Here is an 18,785-nt window from a genome sequence, read left to right as displayed (position 1 = left end):
CTGCACATGGCGCATCTTGTCGGCCGGCATCGCAGGGCTATGCGCATGGGGTTTCCTGGGGCGGGGCCGGACGTGCGGTGACGCGCAGGTCGTAGGTCCGCATGGCCGTACCGGTGAAGACGTCGTGACGCTCGGCCGGGCCGAGCTCGGCCGTCAGCTGCCGTGCGACGGCGATCACCTCGGCGTACGTGGCGACGAGCCGACAGACCGGCCAGTCCGAGCCGAACATCAGCCGCCCGGGTCCGAAGGCGTCGAGCACCGTGTCGGCGTACGGCGTGAGGGCCGCGACGGTCCACGAGTCCCAGTCGGCTTCGGTGACCATGCCGGAGAGTTTGCAGACGGTGTTGGGGAGGGCGGCGAGGCGCCGGATCTGCCGCGCCCAGGGGGCGAGTTCGCCGGACGCGATGGGCGGCTTGCCGAGGTGGTCGAGGACGAAGGTGAGGTCCGGCAGGCGCTCCGCGGCCTCGACGGCCGCCGCGAGTTGGTGGGGCTTCACCACCAGGTCGTAGACGAGTCCCGCCTCGGCGACCGCGGAAAGGCCGTGCAGTACGTCGGGTCGTACGAGCCAGTGCGGGTCGGGCTCGCCCTGCACCTGGTGGCGGATGCCCACCAGGCGCTCCCCTCCGGGGCCCGCGCCCAGACCCGCGAGGGTCTCGGCGACATCGGGGGCGGTCAGGTCGGTCCAGCCGACGACGCCGGCGACCAGGTCGCTGTCGGCGGCCAGGGCCAGGAACTCCGGGGTCTCCTCCGGCACGGCGATCGTCTGCACCAGCACCGTGGCGGTGACACCGGCCGCGCGGGCCTCCGGTGCCAGGTCGGCGAGGGTGAAGTCGCGTCGCAGCGGGGCGAGTGCGTCTCCCCTGATCCAGTCCTGGTCGCGGACGGAAAGGTCCCACACATGATGGTGGGCGTCCACGATGCCGGGCACGGTCTCCGGTCCGGTCACAGTTCCCACACCACCGGCAGTGAGGCGTCCGCGCCCTGCGCGGAGTAGTCGTGGACGACGTCGAGCAGGTCGGCCATCCGGGCCTGCCAGGCGATGTTGACGGGCAGCTTGTCGAGTTCGGCGATCATCGCCTGGTAGTCCTCGACCTCCAGCACGTGGAACAGGTCCGTGCCGCTGCGCCAGATCGTCCATTCGCTCACCCCCGCGGCGCGGATCGCGGCGGTGAGTTCCTCGGGCACCTCCCGGTGCGCGGCCTCGTACTCCTCGATGCGGTCGGCACGGACCTTGGTGTGCAGGGCAACCCTCATGACGGCTCCTTCGACGGCGCGGTTTTCCCGGTCGGCGCGGCTGCGGGGACGGGGGTGTCCGGGTCCAGCAGTCCCTCGGCGCGCAGCTCGTCCCACAGGGCGTCCGGGATCGGGCGCCGCAACTGCTCCACCGTGTCGCGCACCTCCTCGGGAGAGCGCGCGCCGGTCAGGACGCTCGCGACCGCGGAATGGCCGAACGGGAAGCGCAGTGCGGCGGCGCGCAGCGGCACGTCATGGCGCTCACAGACCGCGAGGAGCCGCAGCGCCCGGTCGAGGACCGGCTGCGGCGCGGGTGCGTAGTCGTACGTGGCGCCGGGCCGGGGAGCCGTCAGCAGCCCGGAGTTGAACACCCCGCCGATGACCACGCTCCGGTCGCGGGCTGCTGCCTCCGGGAGCAGTTCGGTGAGCGAGTCCTGTTCCAGGAGGGTGTAGCGGCCGGCCAGCAGAACCACGTCGATGTCGGTCTCGCGCAGGAACCGGGCGGGCAGGGCGGACTGGTTCATCCCGATGCCGATCGCCCCGACCACGCCTTCGGCGCGCAGCCGCTCCAGCGCCGGGTACGCCTCACGCAGCGCCTGGTCGGCGTGGTCGTCGGGGTCGTGCAGCAGGGCGATGTCGATCCGGTCGAGGCCGAGGCGTTCCAGGCTGGCCTCCAGGGAGCGCAGCACTCCGTCGGCGCTGAAGTCCCAGACGCGGCGGTGGGTCGCCGGGACCGCGAAGCCGTGGGCGAGGTCGTCGCCGGCGCTGCCGTCCGGGTCCGGTACGAGAAGCCGGCCGACCTTGGTGGAGAGGGTGAAGGCGTCACGGGGGCGGTCGCGCAGCGCGGCGCCGAGCCGGCGTTCCGACAGGCCGAGACCGTAGTGGGGCGCGGTGTCGAAGGTGCGGATGCCGGCGTCCCAGGCCGCCTCCACCGTGGCGTGGGCGGCCTCGTCGGTGACCGGGTGGAAGAGGTTGCCGAGGGCGGCGCAGCCCAGCGCCAGTTCCGAGACCGGTACCGTGCCGCCGCCCAGCGTGGTGGTCCTCATGACCGGTCCACCGGGCGCAGTCGCAGTCCCTGCATGCCGCCGTCCACCGCGAGCGCGGTGCCGGTGACGGACGCCGCGGCCGGACTCGCCAGGTAGACGATGGCGGCGGCGACCTCGTCGGCGGTGACCAGGCGTCCCATGGGCTGGCGGGCGTTGAGGGCCGCGCGCTCGGCCTCGGGATCGTCGGCCGCGTCCAGCAGCCGTGAGACCCAGGGGGTGTCGGCGGTGCCGGGGTTGACGCAGTTGACGCGGATGCCCTCGCGGACGTGGTCGGCGGCCATGGCGAGAGTCAGGGAGAGGACCGCGCCCTTGCTGGCGCAGTACAGGGCGCGCTGCGGGAGGCCCGCGGTGGCGGCGATCGAGCATGTGTTGACGACGGCCGCAGTGCCCGGACGGGCAGTGGCAGCGCGGCGCAGGTGGGGCAGGGCGGCGCGCGTGGTGCGCACCATGCCGAGGACGTTGACGTCCAGAACCCGGTGCCACTGCTCGTCCGGGTTGTCCTCGATGGTGCCCACCGCGCCGATGCCCGCGTTGTTCACGACGATGTCCAGGCCGCCGAGCCGCTCGGCGGCCTGTTCCACGGCGGAGCGCGCGGAGGCGTCGTCGCTGACGTCGGCCTGGAGGCCGAGCAGTGGTTCGCTGACGCCGCCCGGGTCGAGGTCGAGCACGGCGACCGCCGCGCCCTGCTCCGCCAGTGCGCGGGCCGTGGCGAGCCCGATGCCGGAGGCGCCGCCGGTGACGACGGCCCTGAGTCCTGACAGGCCGGTCATGCCACCTCCTCCCGTCCAGCGAGGTCGGCGGCCCAGAAGGCGCCGTCCGGGTAACGGTATTCGGCAAGGGACTCGGGGTGCATGGTGGCGGAGAAGCCCGGGGTCAGCGGCGCGGTGTAGTGACCGTCGCGCATCACCACGGGTGCGGTGAAGTGCTCGTGAAGGTGGTCGACGAACTCGATGACGCGGTTCTCGGTCGTGCCGGACAGCGCCAGATAGTCGAACATCGACAGGTGCTGCACCAGCTCGCACAGGCCGACTCCGCCTGCGTGCGGGCACACCGGCACCCCGAACTTGGCGGCGAGCAGCAGGATCGCGAGGTTCTCGTTGACGCCGCCGACCCGGGCCGCGTCGATCTGGAGGACGTCGATGGCGCCGGCCTGGAGGAGTTGCTTGAAGACGATGCGGTTCTGAACGTGTTCGCCGGTGGCGACTTTCACGGGGGCGACGCCCCGGCGGACGGCGGCGTGGCCGAGGATGTCGTCGGGGCTGGTGGGTTCCTCGATCCAGTACGGGTCGAACTCGGCGAGCGCCTTGGTCCACTCGACCGCCTCGTCCACGTTCCAGCGCTGGTTGGCGTCGATGGCGATGCGGATCTCCTCGCCGACGGCGGCACGGGCGGTGCGCATGCGGCGGATGTCGTCGTCGAGGTCGGCGCCGACCTTGAGCTTGATCTGGGTGAAGCCGTCGGCGACGGCCTGCTTGGCCAGCAGGGTGAGCTTCTCGTCGGAGTAGCCGAGCCAGCCCGGAGAGGTGGTGTAGCCGGGGTAGCCGCGCTCCAGCAGGACGGACTCTCGCTCCGCGAGGCCGGTACGGCCCTCGCGCAGCAGTCGGAGGGCGTCCTCGGGGGTGAGGGCGTCGGCGATGTAGCGGAAGTCGACCTGGGAGACGAGCCACTCGGGGGCGGCGTGGGCGAGCAGCCGCCACAGCGGCTGCCCGGCGCGCTTGGCGGCCAGGTCCCACACGGCGTTGACGACCGCGCCGATGGCCATGTGCATCACGCCCTTCTCGGGGCCCAGCCAGCGCAGCTGGCTGTCTCCGATCAGGTCACGGCTGACCGAGCCCGGGTCGGCGCACAGCTCCTCCACGGAGCGGCCCACGAGGTGCGGCCGCAGGGCGCCGATCGCGGCGACCTGGACATCGTTACCGCGTCCGATGGTGAAGGTGAAGCCGTGGCCCTCGTGCCCGTCGGCCGCGTCCGTGCGCAGCACGACATAGGCGGCGGAGTAGTCGGGATCCGGGTTCATCGCGTCGGAGCCGTCCAGTTCCCGCGAGGTGGGGAAGCGGACGTCGTAGGTGTCGACGGCGGTGATCCGGGCGGAGGTTGTAGTCAAGGTGGTGCTGCCTTTCACGCTTGGGCGAAGGTCTGGCGCTGGCTGCCGAGGCCGTCGACAGAAAGCTCGACGGTGTCGCCGGGGCGGAGGTAGGGGGTGCCGGGAAGGCCGAGGGCCACGCCCGCGGGCGTACCGGTGTTGATCACGTCGCCCGGTTCCAGGACCATGTACTGGCTCAGGTACGACACGATGTGGTCGACCGGGAAGATCATGTCGCTGGTGTGGCCGCCCTGCCGCTTCACGCCGTTGACACTCAGGTGCAGGCCGAGGTTCTGCGGGTCACCGGCCTCGTCGGCGGTGACCAGCCAGGGGCCGAGCGGGTTGAAGGTCTCGCAGGACTTGCCCAGGTCCCACTGCGGGGAGTACTCCAGCTGGAACTCCCGCTCCGAGACGTCATGGCTGATCGCATAGCCCGCGATCACGGCCCGCGCGGCCTCGGGTCCGTCGAGGTAGCGGGCCCGCCGTCCGATGACGACCGCCAGCTCGACCTCCCAGTCGGTCTTGACCGAGCCTCGGGGGATCAGCACCTCGTCGTACGGACCGACGACCGTGCCCGGGTCCTTCATGAAGACCACCGGGCGGGGCGGGATCGCGGCGCCGGTCTCGGCGGCGTGGTCGCGGTAGTTCAGACCTACGCAGACGATCTTGCCGGGACGGGCGAGTGGAGCGCCTATCCGCAGGCCGTCGGTGCCGAGCTCAGGCAGTCCGCCTGCCACGACGGCCGCGCGAGTCCGGTCCACTCCCCCGGAGGCGAGGAAGTCGCCGTCGATGTCCCCGGTCACCGAGGAGAGGTCCAGCAGCCGGCCGTCGTCGGTACGGACCGCGGGTCGCTCCTCGCCGGGGGCGCCGACTCGTAGCAGTTTCACTGGGGGCTCCCTTGCCGTGCGGGGTTCGTGTGAGGGGTGGCCGGCCGTAGGGCTGGCCGCCTGTGGTGCGCCGGGCCGGGCCTGTCAGACGGCTTCGCTCATCCGCATCGCAGTCATCGGATGTATGGCGGCACAGTGACCTTAGAGGCGAGGATCGCGCCTGACAATGGATTCCTCGGGTGTATTTCGTCGGCCTTGCCAGTCAAGCGCTCACAACGACGGATTCCTCGTGATCACGCCTGACCACGGGGCCGCCACGCGAGCCCCCCATCCGATGAATCCCATGCGAGTCGCAGGACCACTCTCCCCTGGTGAGAGCGAGGCCGGCGGGTATTCACCGGCCACCCCGAGGGGGTACGGCCCCCGGAGGCCCGTCTCTGCCTTCGCCCCCGCCGGTCCAGGAGGCCCCGTTGTCGAATCGTGAGCTGTCGCAGCTCATCGCCCGTCTCGCACGGAGGCCGGAACGCTGCAGGTCGTAGGGGGTGTCAGCGCGGCGTCGCGAAGGCGGGACGGCACCTCGGCGCCCTACGACGTGATGTCCCGCAAATCTCTGGCGGCGAACCCTTGTCAACGTCGGCAACGCCGTCGTAACGTCCTCGGCGTCCGGGATACATCGGAGGAATGGTTGCACCGTCCAGTGCGCCCATTCGGCTCACATCCGTGCGGTCGCTCCGCCTCCGCATCCTCGGTCCCCCAGCTGACCCTCACACCCCCCCTCAGGGCACGATCCGCGCGTTTCCGCGCCGGATCGGCAACTGCCCGTCCGGCGACCTCGCCCCTCCCCCCGCAGGCAGGTACGCCCTCCCACCGTTGCCCTGCGGCCCTGTGCCCTGGCTAAGGAGAGAACACGGCCATGAAGCTCGCTCGCACCCGCTCCACCGCCGCAGCCGCCACCGCCGTCCTCGCGGTGCTGGCCCTCGCCACCGCGTGCAACCGCGAAAGCACCGCCTCCGTCGCCTCGGGCGGCGACAAGCCCGCCGTCGGGATCGACCTGCCGCGCTCCGACTCCGACTTCTGGAACTCCTACGCGCAGTACATCGAGAAGGGCGTCAAGTCCGACGGCATCAACGCGCTGCCGATCAGCAACTCGCAGAACGACGTCACCAAGCTCGTCGCCAACGTGCAGGTGTTCCAGAACACCGGCGCCAAGGCCGTGGTCATGGCCCCCCAGGACACCGGAGCCATCGCCTCCACCCTCGACACGCTCGCGTCGAAGAAGATCCCCGTGGTCAGCGTCGACACCAGACCCGACAAGGGCGACGTCTACATGGTCGTGCGGGCTGACAACCGGGCCTACGGCACCAAGGCCTGCGAGTTCCTCGGCAAGCAGCTGGGCGGGAAGGGCAAGGTCGCCGAGTTCCAGGGCGCCCTGGACTCGATCAATGGACGCGACCGCTCCGAGGCTTTCGCGGAGTGCATGAAGACGAAGTTCCCGAAGATCAAGGTGTTCGAGCTGCCCACCGACTGGAAGGGCGACGTGGCCTCGGCCAAGCTGCAGTCACTGCTCGCCCAGCACCCGGACCTGAACGGCATCTACATGCAGGCGGGCGGTGTCTTCCTGCAGCCGACCCTGGCGCTGCTCGAGCAGAAGGGCCTGCTCAAGCCGGCCGGCCAGAAGGGGCACATCTCGATCGTCTCCAACGACGGCATTCCGCAGGAGTTCGAGGCCATCCGCAAGGGCCAGATCGACGCCACCGTCTCCCAGCCCGCCGACCTCTACGCCAAGTACGCGCTGTACTACGCCAAGGCCGCGGCCGAGGGCAAGACCTTCAAGGCGGGCAGGACCGACCACGACTCCACCATCATCAAGCTCCCCAACGGCCTCGAAGACCAGCTGCCGGCCCCTCTGGTCACCAAGGACAACGTCGACGACAAGACCCTGTGGGGCAACAACGTCGGCGGATGACCGGCACTCCCTGCCCGCCGTGTCGGGGGACGCACAGCCCCCTCCCCCCTCCCCCCCGGACACGAACAGCCTCCGCACCCCTCGGCTCCAGCCTCCGCACACGAAGGACGGTATCCACCATGGCGGACACCGCGACCGCCCCGGCGACCGGCCCCGGCACTCCGGCCCCCGTGGCCGAGGCGACCGGTATCAGCAAACGATTCGGCGCGACCGTCGCACTGCGCGACGCCCGTATCACCGTCGCCCCCGGCGATGCGCACGCCCTGGTCGGACGCAACGGCGCCGGCAAGTCGACCCTCGTGTCCATCCTCACCGGCCTCCAGCAACCCGACACCGGCACGCTGCGCTTCTCCGGCGAGCCGGCGCCTGCCTTCGGCGACATCGACGCCTGGCGCTCCCGCGTGGCCTGCGTCTATCAGCACTCCACCGTCATCGGTGACCTGACCGTCGCCGAGAACCTCTTCCTGAACCGGCAGAGTGCCGGGGCGGTGCAGCCCATCCGCTGGAAGCAACTGCGCCGGCGTGCCGAGGAACTGCTCGGCGAGTACGGCGTGGCCGTCGACGCGACCGCGCGGGCCAAGGACCTCACCGTCGAGCAGCGGCAGTTCGTCGAGATCGCACGGGCCCTGTCGTTCGGCGCACGCTTCATCATCCTCGACGAGCCGACCGCGAAACTCGACGCCCGCGGCATCAACCGCCTCTTCGACAAGCTCCGCGACCTCCAACGGCAGGGCGTCGCCTTCCTCTTCATCTCGCACCATCTGCAAGAGGTGTACGACCTCTGCACCACCGTCACCGTCTACCGCGACGCGGCCCACATCCTGACGGCGCCCGTTGCCGAACTCGGTCACCAGGCACTGGTGGAGGCCATGACCGGCGAGTCGGCCTCCACGATCACCGCTGCCGGAGGGTCTCCGGTCGTGCGGGAGGATGCCCCGGAACTGCTGGCGATCGACGGCCTGACCCTGCCCGGCGTCTGCGAGGACATCTCCCTCTCGGTCCGCTCCGGCGAGGTCGTCGGGCTCGCCGGTGCCACCGCCAGCGGCAATGTGCAGGTGGGTGAGACGATCGCCGGTCTGCACCGCGCCAAGGACGGCCGTATCACGGTGGGCGGCAGGACCGTGCGCACCGGCAGTGTGCCGTCCGCCCTCAACGTCGGAGTCGGTCTGGTCCCCGAGGACCGCCACCTCCAAGGGCTGGTGAACAACCGCAGCGTGGCGGAGAACGCGACGCTCACCGTCACCGATCAGCTCGGTCCGCTCGGCACGGTTCTGCCCGCCCGCACCAAGGCGTTCGCCGGACGCATGATCAGGGACCTCGACATCAAGACGCCGGGAGCCGCCACCCCGGTCTCCGCCCTCTCGGGCGGCAACCAGCAGAAGGTCGTCGTCGCCCGGGCCCTGGCCACCGATCCGCACGTCCTGGTGGCCATCCGCCCCACCAACGGAGTGGACGTCAAGTCCAAGGAGTTCCTCCTGCGCCGCATCCGGCAGGCCGCGGACGGCGGCAAGGCCGCGCTGATCGTCTCCGACGAACTGGACGACCTGAAGGTCTGTGACCGGGTCGTCGTCATGTTCCACGGGCGCCTGGTCGCCGAGTTCGACCGCGGCTGGAAGGACGAGGCCCTCGTCGCCGCCATCGAGGGTGTCGCCGGTGACACGGCACCCGTCACCGCGTCCCCCGCATCCGCCGTACCCGCCTCAACCGGCGCAGACGAGCACGGAAGGTAGTCATGTCCGCCACCACAGAACTCACCGAGCCCGCAGTGAGCAAGGCCGAGCCGGCCGCCGCGGATCCTACGCACCGCCGGGTCGACTTCGGGCGCTTCCGTGAACTGTCCCTGGTCCCGGCGATCCTCGTCCTCGGCCTGATCGGGTTCATCGTCTCGCCGGCCTTCCTGACCGCCGACAACCTCATCGGTGTGGCCCAGCAGTCCACCGAGCTCAGCCTGCTGGTGCTGGCCACAGCGTTGATCCTGATCTGCGGCCGGATGGACCTGTCCCTGGAGTCCACCATCGGCGTGGCGCCCGTCATCGCCGTGTGGCTGGTCCTGCCGACCAGCGGAGCCCGGTTCACGGGCCTCGGGCTGCTCCCCGAGTGGACGGCCGTACCGCTCTGTCTGCTGGTGGGCGTGGTGATCGGGGCCGTCAACGGCTTCCTGATCCTGAAGCTGCGTCTCAACGGCTTCATCGTCACCCTCGGCATGCTCACCATGCTGCGCGGACTCCAGGTCGCCCTCTCCGAGGGCCAGTCCATCGTGGAACTGCCGTCCTCCTTCACCTACCTGGGCAAGTCGTCGTGGCTGGGTGTTCCGGCCGCGATCTGGATCTGCGTGGTGCTCTTCGCCCTCGGCGGCAGCGCGCTGGCCTGGCTGCGCCACGGCCGGGCGCTCTACGCGATCGGCGGCAACCCGGAGGCGGCCCGCACCGCCGGCATCCGCGTCGACCGCATCGTGTGGATCGTCCTCATCCTCGGCAGCGTCCTCGCCGCGTTCGCCGGTATCCTCTACAGCGGCCACTACGGCTCCATCTCCGCCACCCAGGGCAGCGGCTGGATCTTCCAGGTCTTCGCCGCGACCGTCATCGGCGGGGTCAGCCTCAACGGCGGCAAGGGCTCGATCTTCGGCGCGCTCACCGGTGTGCTGACGCTGCAACTCGTCGTGAACGTCATGACGTTGGCGGGTGTGCCACCGCTGTGGAACCAGTTCCTCAACGGAGCCATCATCATCGTCGCACTGATCATCTCCCGCTTCGCCTCCGGCGAGAAGCAGGAATAGCCACGTACCACGAGCGGCTCCGCGGGCCCCGAGCCGGGCCCGGCAGAGGCGTCCGCCGGCGCGTCCCCTACTCAGAGAGGCACCCTCGTGGCACTGACGGACGAGGCGATCGACAAGATCAAGGCGATGATCCTGGCCGGCGAACTCGCGCCCGGCTCCCGGCTCCCCAAGGAGGAGATACTCGCCGGACAGCTCGGCCTGTCCCGGAACTCCCTGCGCGAGGCGGTCCGGGCGCTGACGGCCATGCGCATCCTGATCACCCGGCAGGGTGACGGCACGTACGTCTCCAGTCTGGAGCCCCATCTCCTGCTGGAGAGCCTCTCCTTCGCCGCCGACGTCTCCCAGGGCCACACGGCCCTGCAGTTGCTCCAGGTACGACGGCTGCTCGAACCGCAGGCGACAGGACTGGCCGCCTCGCTGCTCAAGCAGGAGGACCTCCGGGAACTACGCAACATCCTCAAGCGGTCCCGGACCGTCGCCACCGTGGAGGAGTTCGTCGCCCACGACATCGCCTTCCACCTCAGGATCGTCGAGGCGGTCGGCAACCCCGTGCTGTCGATGCTGCTGCAGGTGCTCTCCACCCGCACACAGCGCGTCCGCATCGTCCGCGGCAGCCAGACCAGCCACGCCCTGAACAACGCCCACGAGGACCACGAGCAGATCCTCAGCGCGCTTCAGTCACGCGACGCCCTGCTCGCCGCCTCTGCGGCGACCGTCCACATCACGGCCGTTGAGCAGTGGCTGGCCACCAGTCTGACCGATGACCCGATACGGGCGATCGACGACTGACCTCGAGCGCTCCCCCTCAGCCCGCGCCGCCATCCGGTCTCCCTCACCGTTCGGATAGTGGATCTCCAGCACCTGACAATGCCGCGGCGGGACGACCGTTTTGGACAGCTCCAGCCCGGTCCGGCTGCGGCCCCCCAAACCCGGCGGTGGTGCTTACGTGCCGGGAGCACCACCCGGTCTATCCGAAGCCAGGGATGTGAACAAGGTGTCGAGGGCGGCTGGGTAGCCGTGTTCGGACGGGGCCGCGAAGCCGATCAGCAGGCCCTGCGGGCGGTTGGCGGGGTCGTGGTGGAGTTCGGTGAGACCGCGCAGGGCGAGGCCGTGCTGGGCACATCTGGCCAGGAGTTGGTGTTCGGTGGGGCCGTCGGACGGGAGAGTGACGAGGGCGTGCAGACCGGCGGGTACGCCGTGGGTGGTAAGGCCGGGGGTGGCGGCCAAGCGGTTGACGAGGAGTTCGCGGCGGCGGCGGTAGCGCAGGCGGGCGGCGCGGATGTGGCGGTCGTAGGCGTGAGTGGTGATCAGGTCGGCGAGGACGAGCTGGCCCAGGGTCTCGGTGTACAAATCGGCTTCCCGCTTGGCCCGCACCAACGGTGGCACCAGGCGGGGCGGCAGGACCATCCAGGCAAGACGTAGGGCAGGGCCAAGGGTCTTGGACGCGGTTCCGCAGTAGACGACATGGTCAGGGGCGATGCCTTGGAGGGCGCCGACGGGTAGGCGATCGTAGCGGTACTCGCCGTCGTAGTCGTCCTCGACGATCAGTCCGCCCGTGGAGCGCGCCCATACGCACAGTGTCTGGCGGCGGCCCGGATGCAGCGGGACACCGGTCGGGTACTGGTGCGAGGGGGTGAGGAACACGGCTCCCGTGCGCTGTGTCAGCGCCTCCACGCGGGCGCCGTGGGCGTCGACGGGCAGGGCGACGGTGGTGAACCCGGCGCGTTGCACGACTTCGCGGAAGCTGTTGTGGCCCGGGTCCTCCACGGCCGCGGTGCCGATGCCGCCCGCGGCCAGTACGCCGCTGAGCAGGCCCAGGCCCTGGTAGTAGCCGGAGGTGATCACGATGCGGTCCGGGGTCGTGATCACGCCGCGAGTGCGGCCCAGGTAGTCGGCGAGCGCGTGGCGCAGCTCGATCCGGCCCTGCGGATCTCCGGCGCCGAAGACATCGGGGCGGGCGCGGTTGAGCACTCGGCGGGTGGAGGCAAGCCAGGCCCGGGTGGGGAAGGCGCTGACGTCGGGTAGCCCAGGGCGAAGGTCGTGGCGGGGAATCGTCGGCGCGGGTGCGGGGGGTGCGGGATCCGTGGCGTGTTGCGGTATCTCGGCCACGGTGGTGCCCGATCCCGGCCGCGTGGTCAGGTGGCCCTCTTCGACCAGTTGGTCGTATGCGGCGCTGACGGTGCCCCGCGAGAGCCCGAGTTCCCTGGCCAGCCCGCGGGTGGACGGCAGGAGCGTTCCGGCGGGCAGGCGTCCCTGGCGGATGGCCGCCCGGAGCGCGGACTCAAGGCCGGAGCGACGCCCCCCTGCGGCATCGAAATCGATGTGCAGGTCGAGCCGGGAACTGGACCATTTTTCTGGCATGGAACTGGATCTTAATCCTGGTCCTGCGGCCCTCTACGTTCGTGTTGGACGCCTGGACGGAGGGAGCATGAGCGTGAAACGGGTCGCTGTCATCGGGCTCGGCGCGATGGGTGCGCCGATCGCCCGCCGGTTACCGGGCAACGGTTGCCAGGTCACCGTCTGGAATCGCTCGCCGCAGCGGGTGGTGGCGTTGCAGGAGGCGGGCGCCGCGGTCGGGGCGAGTCCGGCGGACGCGGTGCGGGGGCTGAGACGGTGATGGTGATGGTCGCCGACCCGCAGGCACTGCCGGCAGTGACCGAGGGCGAGCACGGGATCGCGGCCGGGGTCCTCCCTGGAGCGGTCGTCGTGCAGATGTCGACGGTGTCGCCGTCCTCGGTGACCCGTCTCGCGCATGTGCTGCCAGCGGGTACGGGACTGTTGGACGCGCCGGTGCTCGGCAGCGTGGCCGAGGCGGCGTCAGGGGCGCTGCGGATCCTGGTGGGTGGCCCACAAGAGCTGGTCGAGCGATGCTTGCCCCTTCTGGCGCAGCTGGGTGCACCGTTGCGGGTCGGGGAGTTGGGGGCCGGCACCGCGGCGAAACTCGTCGCCGACAACGCACTCTTCGGTGTACTTGGCATGCTGGGCGAATCCCTCGCTCAGGACTACTCGGCCGTCGATCCCCACGTCCCGCACGCTGCTACGAAGGGACTCCAGCGGTGAACGTGATCGCCCACCTCAGCGACACTCACATCGACAGCGGGCCCCGCAGCATCGAACGCACCCGGGCCGTCATGGACTACCTCGAAGACCTCCCCTACGACCTGGACGCGGTCCTGGTTACCGGAGACATCGCCGACCATGCCCTGCCCACCGAGTACGAGCAGGCCCGCCGACTGCTGACCTCTCGGCACCCGGTCATGGTCTGCCCCGGCAACCACGACGAGCGCGCCGCCTTCCGGCACCACCTGCTCGGGCAGCCGGGTTCGGCAGCACCGGTCAACCTGGTGCACCGCGCCGCCGGTGTCGTCATCGCGCTGTGCGACTCCTCGGTGCCCGGCAAGGACGAGGGCTTCCTCGAGGACGAGACGCTGGCGTGGCTGGAGGAGGTCCTGGCCCAGACCCCGGACGCGGTGCCGGTACTGGTCGGGTTCCACCACCCGCCTGCCCCGCTGCACGTCCCCTTCGTCGACGGCATCCGACAGTTCGGAGCAGAGCGGCTCGCCGCGCTCACAGGCCGTCACCCCAACATCACGGCCTTCCTGTGCGGGCATGCCCACACCCCGGCGGCGACCGCCTTCGCCGGACGCCCGCTGCTGGTGGCACCGGGAGTCGTCTCCGCACTCCGGCTCCCCTGGGAGCACCGGGCCCATGCGGAGGACCACGTCCACCTCGACCAGCCACCCGCGCTCGCCTTCCATGTGCTTGACGACGAGGGAGGGCTGACCACTCATTACCGGTGCGTCAACGCCTGATCACGTGGTCAGCAGACCTTGAACCCTGTTGACCACGCGGTGCGTAAAGATCGACGACGAGACCGCCGACCGGTAGTCGGTGACCTTTAGGATCCACATGCATTTGGGGGTGCCGCATGATCCGGATCGGCAAGCTCGTGCCGTCCGACAGGGATGTCTGGGAGGCCCTGTTCCGCGCGTACATCGAGTTCTATCAGCGAGTCGAGCCGCCCGAGATGTACGACCGGGCGTGGCGCGAATTCCAGGCGGACACACGTATGCACGCCCTCGGGGCGAGGCTGGATGACAGGCTCGTCGGCATCACGCACTTCCTCGTCCACCCGAACACGTCGGGGCCGGACGTTTGCTACCTGCAAGACCTCTTCACCGCACCGGACGTGCGCGGCAAGGGCGCGGCTCGCGCGCTGATCGCTGCCGTGTCCGACTGGGCCCAGGCTCGCGGCTGCTGCCGCGTGTACTGGAACACCCACGAGTCCAACAGCACGGCGCGGCACCTTTACGACAAGGTAGCGGAGAACCGTGGCTTCATCCGATATCAGATCGAACTGTCACGCTCAGGCTTGGGGCGCAGCTCGTGATCTTCCTGGTGAAGGCTGGTGCGGGAACGGGTGCGGGAACGGGTGCGGGCCGGTTCGCACGGGTCGAACCCCGGCGCCGAGCCGGGGGGTGGTGATCGGTCTACTGCCGGACCTGCCAACGCAAGAACTGCCCGACGACGACACCGGCCCACGCCGCCCCCTCCCCCAGCGGACGGCCACGGCCAGCAGCGAGGAGACCTCCATTCGCCCGCGCATCAGCGCCGAGCTGCTCCCCGACGGCTCGCCGTGGGTGTAATTGCTTCGGGCCCACGGTCCTCGCGGCCGAGGGCGACCGGAACGACCTGGTCGGGCTCTTCGCCGATGACTCCAGGATGGGTCACGTCGCCGCCGGCCCACTGCGCCCCCTGGAGCGCCTGCCCGTCGTGCTCGCCCGAGCAGCTCCGATCCGGCGGCCGGCGTACGCCGACTCGCCCCGGACCGGCCGGCGTTCACCCTGGATCACGTGGACACGCGCCCGGGCGAGTCCGTCGTTCTCGCCCCGTTCGCCGACATCCACGACTCCCGCTGCACCTCTACTTCCCCTGACGGAACGGGAGCGGCTCCTGGAGCGGCGGGCGGAGCTGCGCGCGGCCGACGGAGCGGCACTCGCGCTGCGCGACCGCACCGGTGGCGCCGTTGCCGTCGGCGAGCAACAGCCCGAAAACGACCACCGGTTCGAGGGGCGGCGCACCTGGTCGGGCCTCACCGACGGGCTGGCCTGGCGGGCCGCCACGGGATGGTGGTCCTACCGCCTGACTGACCCGGAAGGAACCGCCACCGGCCCGCAGGTGACCCACCTCTCGGAACGATGTGCCGGATCTACCCGTGTGCTGGTCGACGGCCGAGGTCCGGTTCGAAGCGGTTGGCTCCGCAATCACCATCCGGTTGCGCGAAGTACGCCTGGTGCGCTGACGTGACCGCCGCCCGCCCGTCAGTTCCGCTCTGTCGTTCCGAAGGGGAGGGATTCGCCGGAGCGCAGGTGTTCCCTCAGCCACTGCTCGGTGTTGCTCACGTGGAGCAGCGCGGCGGCCTGGCTGAGGGCGGCGTCACGCGCGGACAGCGCGTTGAAGATCGCCTCGTGCTCGGCGAGGGTGCGGCCCGCCGCCTTGTCGTCGACCAGGCCGCGCCAGATGCGGGCGCGCAGGGTGCGGCCGGAGATGCCTTCGAGAAGGGTGAGGAGGGACTCGTTGCCCGTGGCCGAGACGACCGCGCGGTGGAAGGCGGCGTCATGGGCGTTGAGCTGTGCGACGTCGTCGCGGGCCTCGCGCATGGCGTCCAGGTGCCGCTTCACTTCGGCCAGTTGGGCGTCGGAGATTCGGGTCGCGGCAAGGGCCGTGGCGATCGGTTCGAGGAGCCGCCGTACCTCCATGAGGTCCTGCAGGGCGACCGAGTCGCCCTGCAGCAGTTCCACCGCGCCGCCGAGACCCTCCAGCAGCAGGCTCGGCTGGAGGCTGGTCACGTACGTGCCGTCGCCCCGCCGAACCTCCAGGACCCGTGCGACGGCCAGCGCCTTGACCGCTTCGCGGGCGAGGTTGCGGGACAGGCCCAGCTGAGCGGCCAGGTCCGGCTCCGGCGGGAGCTTCGAGCCCGGCGGCAGGGCACCGGTCCGGATCAGCTCACGGATCTGCTCGATGGCCTTGTCCGTCAGAGACACCGCTCGCCCCTCCCCCCACCGTGCCCCGTGAGCACGTCCGACCTGATCAGCCCCTGAGTGCGGAGATCGTCCCAGAGGCCGTCCAGGACTTGCTGATCACGGAGTTTCACGTTTCGTCCGACCTGTTCCGGAGTCCGCATGCCGAGGGTGACGTTGATGATACTGGGACGCGGGTCCGGGAAGACGATCACGGCGGAGGGTGTCGGGCGGCCCGTACGGCCGCCCGGTTCACTCCTGGCCCTTGCCGACGTGGGCGTCCCGAACGTCATCCCGTCCATCGTCGCGGCGTGAAAGCTCGCCCCAGCCATGAAGCACTGCAAGACATGCCATGTTTGCGTGATCAAATACACGCTAGATCAAGGCAAATCAGTCAACTCCCCTGAAGCAATGGCCACTTTCATCCCTGCACACTGGTTGACATCCCATGGCGACATGACCGACCTTCATGCGTGGCCCTGCATTCCCCCTGCCCCCTTCCGCATCAGGGACGTGCCCATGTCGAGCTCCATCAACAGACGCCAGTTCGTGGCCTCCGCAACCTGCGTGGCCGCGGCGGCCGTTGCCGGTGATGTGTTCGGTGCCGGTGTCGCCGAGGCGGCGCCCAGCACGTACACGCCCGACTGGAACTCGGTCGACCAGCACCCGCCGGCTCCGGAGTGGTTCCGGGACGCGAAGTTCGGGATCTACTTCCACTGGGGCGCCTTCAGCGTCCCCGCCTTCGACAACGAGTGGTACCCGCGCAGCATGTATCAGGCGGGCAGCAACGCCAACCGGCACCACATCGCGACCTACGGCCAGCCCTCGGCATGGCCGTACCACAACTTCATCAACGGAGCGAAGGACCTGGCGGGCAACACCGTGAAGTTCGCGCCGAAGCTGAAGTCGGCCGGCGGGAAGTTCGACCCCGACGAGTGGGTGCAGCTGTTCGTCGACGCCGGCGCCAGGTTCGCCGGCCCGGTCGCCGAGCACCATGACGGCTTCTCCATGTGGGACAGCCAGGTCAACGAGTGGAACTCGGTGAACAAGGGACCCGGTCTGGACCTGCTGCGGCTGCTCTCCACGGCCATCCGCGCCAAGGGACTGAAGCTGCTGGTGGCCATGCACCACGCGTACAACTTCACCGGCTTCTACGAGCACGTCCCCGCTCAGACGGACCCCAGCCTCAAGAAGCTCTACGGACAGTTGGGGCCGGCCGCACAGAACCAGCTCTGGTTCGACAAGCTCAAGGAGATCATCGACCGCGCCCGGCCCGACATCCTGTGGCAGGACTTCAATCTGGACGCCGTCGACGAGCAACAGCGCCTGAACTTCCTGGCGTACTACTACAACCAGGCAAACAGCTGGGGCCGTGAAGTCGTCGCCACCCACAAGGACGGCATGAACGGCAAGGGCGAGGTCTTCGACTACGAACGCGGCGGCCCGGCCGATCTCACCACCCCGTACTGGCTGACCGACGACAGCATCTCCAGCAGCAGCTGGTGCTACACGCAGGGCATCGGGTACTACACCACCCAGCAGATGCTGCACTCGTTCATCGACCGGGTCAGCAAGAACGGCAACGTGCTGCTGAACATCGCACCGATGGCCGACGGCACCATCCCCCAGGCGCAGAAGGACATCCTGCTCGCCATCGGTGACCACCTGAAGCGCTTCGGCGAGTCGGTGTACGCGACCCGCGCCTGGACCGCGTACGGCGAAGGCCCGACGAAGATGGGCGGCGGCTCGTTCACCACCCCGCACGCCGGCACCGCGCAGGACATCCGCTTCACCCGCAACAAGGCGAACAACGCCCTGTACGCCACCGTCCTGGGCTGGCCCGGGAGCTCGCTGACGATCAAGACCCTCAACTCGGACCGGATCAACCTCTCCTCGCTGACTTCGGTGAAGCTCCTCGGCACCACCGCCGGCACGTGCATCGACCTGCCCACGCCGACCCAAAGTGCCTCCGGCCTCAGGGTCACCCTGCCGTCCTCGGTGCCGTACAGCGCCGACGCCTACGTCCTGAAGCTCAACTTCTCCGGCACGATCCCCGGCCTGCGGCCGCTCGCCGGCGCCGTCGCCTTCACGGACGTCCACTACACCGGCGGCTCCGCGGTCCTCGCCGTCGGCGACCACACCGCGGCCGACCTGTCCGCGGCCGGATTGGGCCCGCGCACCCTCTCCTCCCTCCGGCCTGCCGCCGGGTACGAGGTGATCGGCTACTCCGGAGACGACTTCACCGGTACCTCCTGGACCTTCACCGCCGACAACCCCGATCTCAGGGTCACCGGCAACAACGACCAGGTCACCTCGCTGAGGGTCCGGTTCGACCCGGCGACGTACTTCCGGATCACCAACGCCACCAACGGACTCGCCCTGGACAGCGGCGGCAACGTGGCCTCCGGCTCCGACCTCAAGCAGTGGACCTGGGACGGCAGTTCGAACCTGCAGTGGCATGCGGAGGCTGTCGGAGGCGGCTACTACAGGCTGGTCAACCGCACGAACGGCATGGTCGCCGACGGCTGGGGCGCCACTGCCGACGGATCCGCCGCCAGGCAGGCCGCCTGGAACGGCGGCACCAACCAGCAGTGGACCATCACTCACCGGGGCGGCGACCGCTATTCGATCGCCAACCGCACCACCGGCCTGGTCCTCGACGGCGGCGGCAACGTCGTCTCGGGCTCCACCACCAAGCAGTGGGCCTACGGCAGCAGCACAAACCTGCTGTGGACCTTCACCGCGCTGTAGGCGGCGGAGCCCCTGCCGTGAAGAGAACACGAATGCAGAGGGATGTCATGCATATGACATTCAGCGTGAGTGGGGAGGTGGGA

The 18,785-nt window shown here is 69.9% G+C and carries 19 protein-coding genes and 2 pseudogenes; 12 read left to right on the top strand and 9 right to left on the bottom strand.

Annotated elements, in window-relative coordinates:
- Positions 1 to 37 precede the first annotated feature (37 nt).
- From ACZ6TU_RS28110 to ACZ6TU_RS28085, 6 genes are read right to left on the bottom strand one after another with little or no spacing between them, the layout of a single operon-like run.
- Positions 38 to 946 carry an amidohydrolase family protein gene (locus ACZ6TU_RS28110; protein ID WP_469551884.1) on the bottom strand — a complete coding sequence of 303 codons (909 nt, stop codon included), beginning with the start codon at positions 944 to 946 and terminating at the stop codon, positions 38 to 40.
- Positions 943 to 1,254, bottom strand: coding sequence for an L-rhamnose mutarotase (locus ACZ6TU_RS28105; RefSeq protein WP_467677347.1), 312 nt, complete (start codon positions 1,252 to 1,254; stop codon positions 943 to 945). Before ACZ6TU_RS28105 ends, ACZ6TU_RS28110 begins: the two co-directional genes overlap by 4 nt.
- Positions 1,251 to 2,279, bottom strand: coding sequence for an aldo/keto reductase (locus ACZ6TU_RS28100; RefSeq protein WP_469551883.1), 1,029 nt, complete (start codon positions 2,277 to 2,279; stop codon positions 1,251 to 1,253). The genes ACZ6TU_RS28105 and ACZ6TU_RS28100 overlap by 4 nt, the downstream gene beginning before the upstream one ends.
- Positions 2,276 to 3,049, bottom strand: coding sequence for an SDR family NAD(P)-dependent oxidoreductase (locus ACZ6TU_RS28095; RefSeq protein WP_467677343.1), 774 nt, complete (start codon positions 3,047 to 3,049; stop codon positions 2,276 to 2,278). Before ACZ6TU_RS28095 ends, ACZ6TU_RS28100 begins: the two co-directional genes overlap by 4 nt.
- Positions 3,046 to 4,383, bottom strand: a complete 1,338-nt coding sequence (locus tag ACZ6TU_RS28090) for an L-fuconate dehydratase (RefSeq protein WP_467677341.1) — start codon at positions 4,381 to 4,383, stop codon at positions 3,046 to 3,048. The genes ACZ6TU_RS28095 and ACZ6TU_RS28090 overlap by 4 nt, the downstream gene beginning before the upstream one ends.
- A 14-nt stretch (positions 4,384 to 4,397) precedes the next feature.
- A complete protein-coding gene (locus tag ACZ6TU_RS28085; protein WP_469551880.1) occupies positions 4,398 to 5,249 on the bottom strand; it encodes a fumarylacetoacetate hydrolase family protein in 852 nt (283 codons plus the stop codon).
- A gap of 853 nt (positions 5,250 to 6,102) precedes the next feature.
- On the opposite strand from ACZ6TU_RS28085, the gene ACZ6TU_RS28080 reads away from it, so the two are divergent.
- From ACZ6TU_RS28080 to ACZ6TU_RS28065, 4 genes are all read left to right on the top strand, one after another.
- Entirely contained in the window at positions 6,103 to 7,155 is a 1,053-nt protein-coding gene (locus ACZ6TU_RS28080; RefSeq protein ID WP_469551878.1) for a sugar ABC transporter substrate-binding protein, read from the top strand.
- A 119-nt stretch (positions 7,156 to 7,274) separates the two neighbouring features.
- Entirely contained in the window at positions 7,275 to 8,885 is a 1,611-nt protein-coding gene (locus tag ACZ6TU_RS28075) for a sugar ABC transporter ATP-binding protein (RefSeq protein WP_469551876.1), read from the top strand.
- A 2-nt stretch (positions 8,886 to 8,887) separates the two neighbouring features.
- Entirely contained in the window at positions 8,888 to 9,931 is a 1,044-nt protein-coding gene (locus ACZ6TU_RS28070) for an ABC transporter permease (RefSeq protein WP_467677333.1), read from the top strand.
- Between the two features lie 87 nt (positions 9,932 to 10,018).
- Positions 10,019 to 10,720, top strand: a complete 702-nt coding sequence (locus ACZ6TU_RS28065; RefSeq protein WP_467677331.1) for a FadR/GntR family transcriptional regulator — start codon at positions 10,019 to 10,021, stop codon at positions 10,718 to 10,720.
- Between the two features lie 153 nt (positions 10,721 to 10,873).
- On the opposite strand, the gene pdxR is transcribed toward ACZ6TU_RS28065, so the two are convergent.
- On the bottom strand, positions 10,874 to 12,292 hold the full coding sequence (gene pdxR / locus ACZ6TU_RS28060; protein WP_469551874.1) for a MocR-like pyridoxine biosynthesis transcription factor PdxR: 1,419 nt from the start codon (positions 12,290 to 12,292) through the stop codon (positions 10,874 to 10,876).
- Between pdxR and ACZ6TU_RS28055 the strand changes: the two are divergent.
- The 5 genes and pseudogenes from ACZ6TU_RS28055 to ACZ6TU_RS28035 form a co-directional block, all read left to right on the top strand.
- Positions 12,192 to 12,991: pseudogene (locus ACZ6TU_RS28055) on the top strand (NAD(P)-dependent oxidoreductase). The gene pdxR and the pseudogene ACZ6TU_RS28055 overlap by 101 nt on opposite strands.
- A complete protein-coding gene (locus ACZ6TU_RS28050; protein WP_467677327.1) occupies positions 12,988 to 13,743 on the top strand; it encodes a metallophosphoesterase in 756 nt (251 codons plus the stop codon). The pseudogene ACZ6TU_RS28055 and the gene ACZ6TU_RS28050 overlap by 4 nt, the downstream one beginning before the upstream one ends.
- Before the next feature lie 116 nt (positions 13,744 to 13,859).
- Positions 13,860 to 14,321 carry a GNAT family N-acetyltransferase gene (locus ACZ6TU_RS28045; RefSeq protein WP_467677325.1) on the top strand — a complete coding sequence of 154 codons (462 nt, stop codon included), beginning with the start codon at positions 13,860 to 13,862 and terminating at the stop codon, positions 14,319 to 14,321.
- A 91-nt stretch (positions 14,322 to 14,412) separates the two neighbouring features.
- The gene (locus ACZ6TU_RS28040; RefSeq protein ID WP_467677323.1) at positions 14,413 to 14,577 is read left to right on the top strand and encodes a hypothetical protein; all 165 of its coding nucleotides are present in this window, start codon (positions 14,413 to 14,415) and stop codon (positions 14,575 to 14,577) included.
- Positions 14,578 to 14,623: 46 nt separating this feature from the next.
- Positions 14,624 to 14,716, top strand: a pseudogene (locus ACZ6TU_RS28035) (DUF4986 domain-containing protein); the annotation flags it as partial.
- A 138-nt stretch (positions 14,717 to 14,854) separates the two neighbouring features.
- Here the strand turns inward: ACZ6TU_RS28035 and ACZ6TU_RS28030 are convergent.
- A complete protein-coding gene (locus tag ACZ6TU_RS28030; RefSeq protein WP_467677725.1) occupies positions 14,855 to 14,992 on the bottom strand; it encodes a hypothetical protein in 138 nt (45 codons plus the stop codon).
- Here ACZ6TU_RS28030 and ACZ6TU_RS28025 point away from each other — a divergent pair.
- Complete coding sequence (locus tag ACZ6TU_RS28025; protein ID WP_467677709.1) at positions 14,933 to 15,238, top strand: DUF6805 domain-containing protein; 306 nt, start codon at positions 14,933 to 14,935, stop codon at positions 15,236 to 15,238. The two genes, ACZ6TU_RS28030 and ACZ6TU_RS28025, sit on opposite strands and share 60 nt — an antisense overlap.
- A gap of 14 nt (positions 15,239 to 15,252) precedes the next feature.
- Here the strand turns inward: ACZ6TU_RS28025 and ACZ6TU_RS28020 are convergent, their stop codons facing one another.
- Positions 15,253 to 15,975, bottom strand: a complete 723-nt coding sequence (locus tag ACZ6TU_RS28020; protein ID WP_467677321.1) for a FadR/GntR family transcriptional regulator — start codon at positions 15,973 to 15,975, stop codon at positions 15,253 to 15,255.
- A 156-nt stretch (positions 15,976 to 16,131) separates the two neighbouring features.
- On the opposite strand from ACZ6TU_RS28020, the gene ACZ6TU_RS28015 reads away from it, so the two are divergent.
- Together ACZ6TU_RS28015 and ACZ6TU_RS28010 are read left to right on the top strand one after the other, a co-directional pair.
- Positions 16,132 to 16,266 (top strand): hypothetical protein, encoded by a 135-nt coding sequence (locus ACZ6TU_RS28015; RefSeq protein WP_467677319.1) that lies wholly within the window; start codon positions 16,132 to 16,134, stop codon positions 16,264 to 16,266.
- A gap of 204 nt (positions 16,267 to 16,470) precedes the next feature.
- Positions 16,471 to 18,702 carry an alpha-L-fucosidase gene (locus tag ACZ6TU_RS28010; protein ID WP_467677317.1) on the top strand — a complete coding sequence of 744 codons (2,232 nt, stop codon included), beginning with the start codon at positions 16,471 to 16,473 and terminating at the stop codon, positions 18,700 to 18,702.
- Positions 18,703 to 18,785: the final 83 nt, after the last annotated feature.

The organism is Streptomyces sp. NPDC052064 (assembly GCF_055585925.1).
This window is presented reverse-complemented; position numbering and strand designations above follow the sequence as displayed.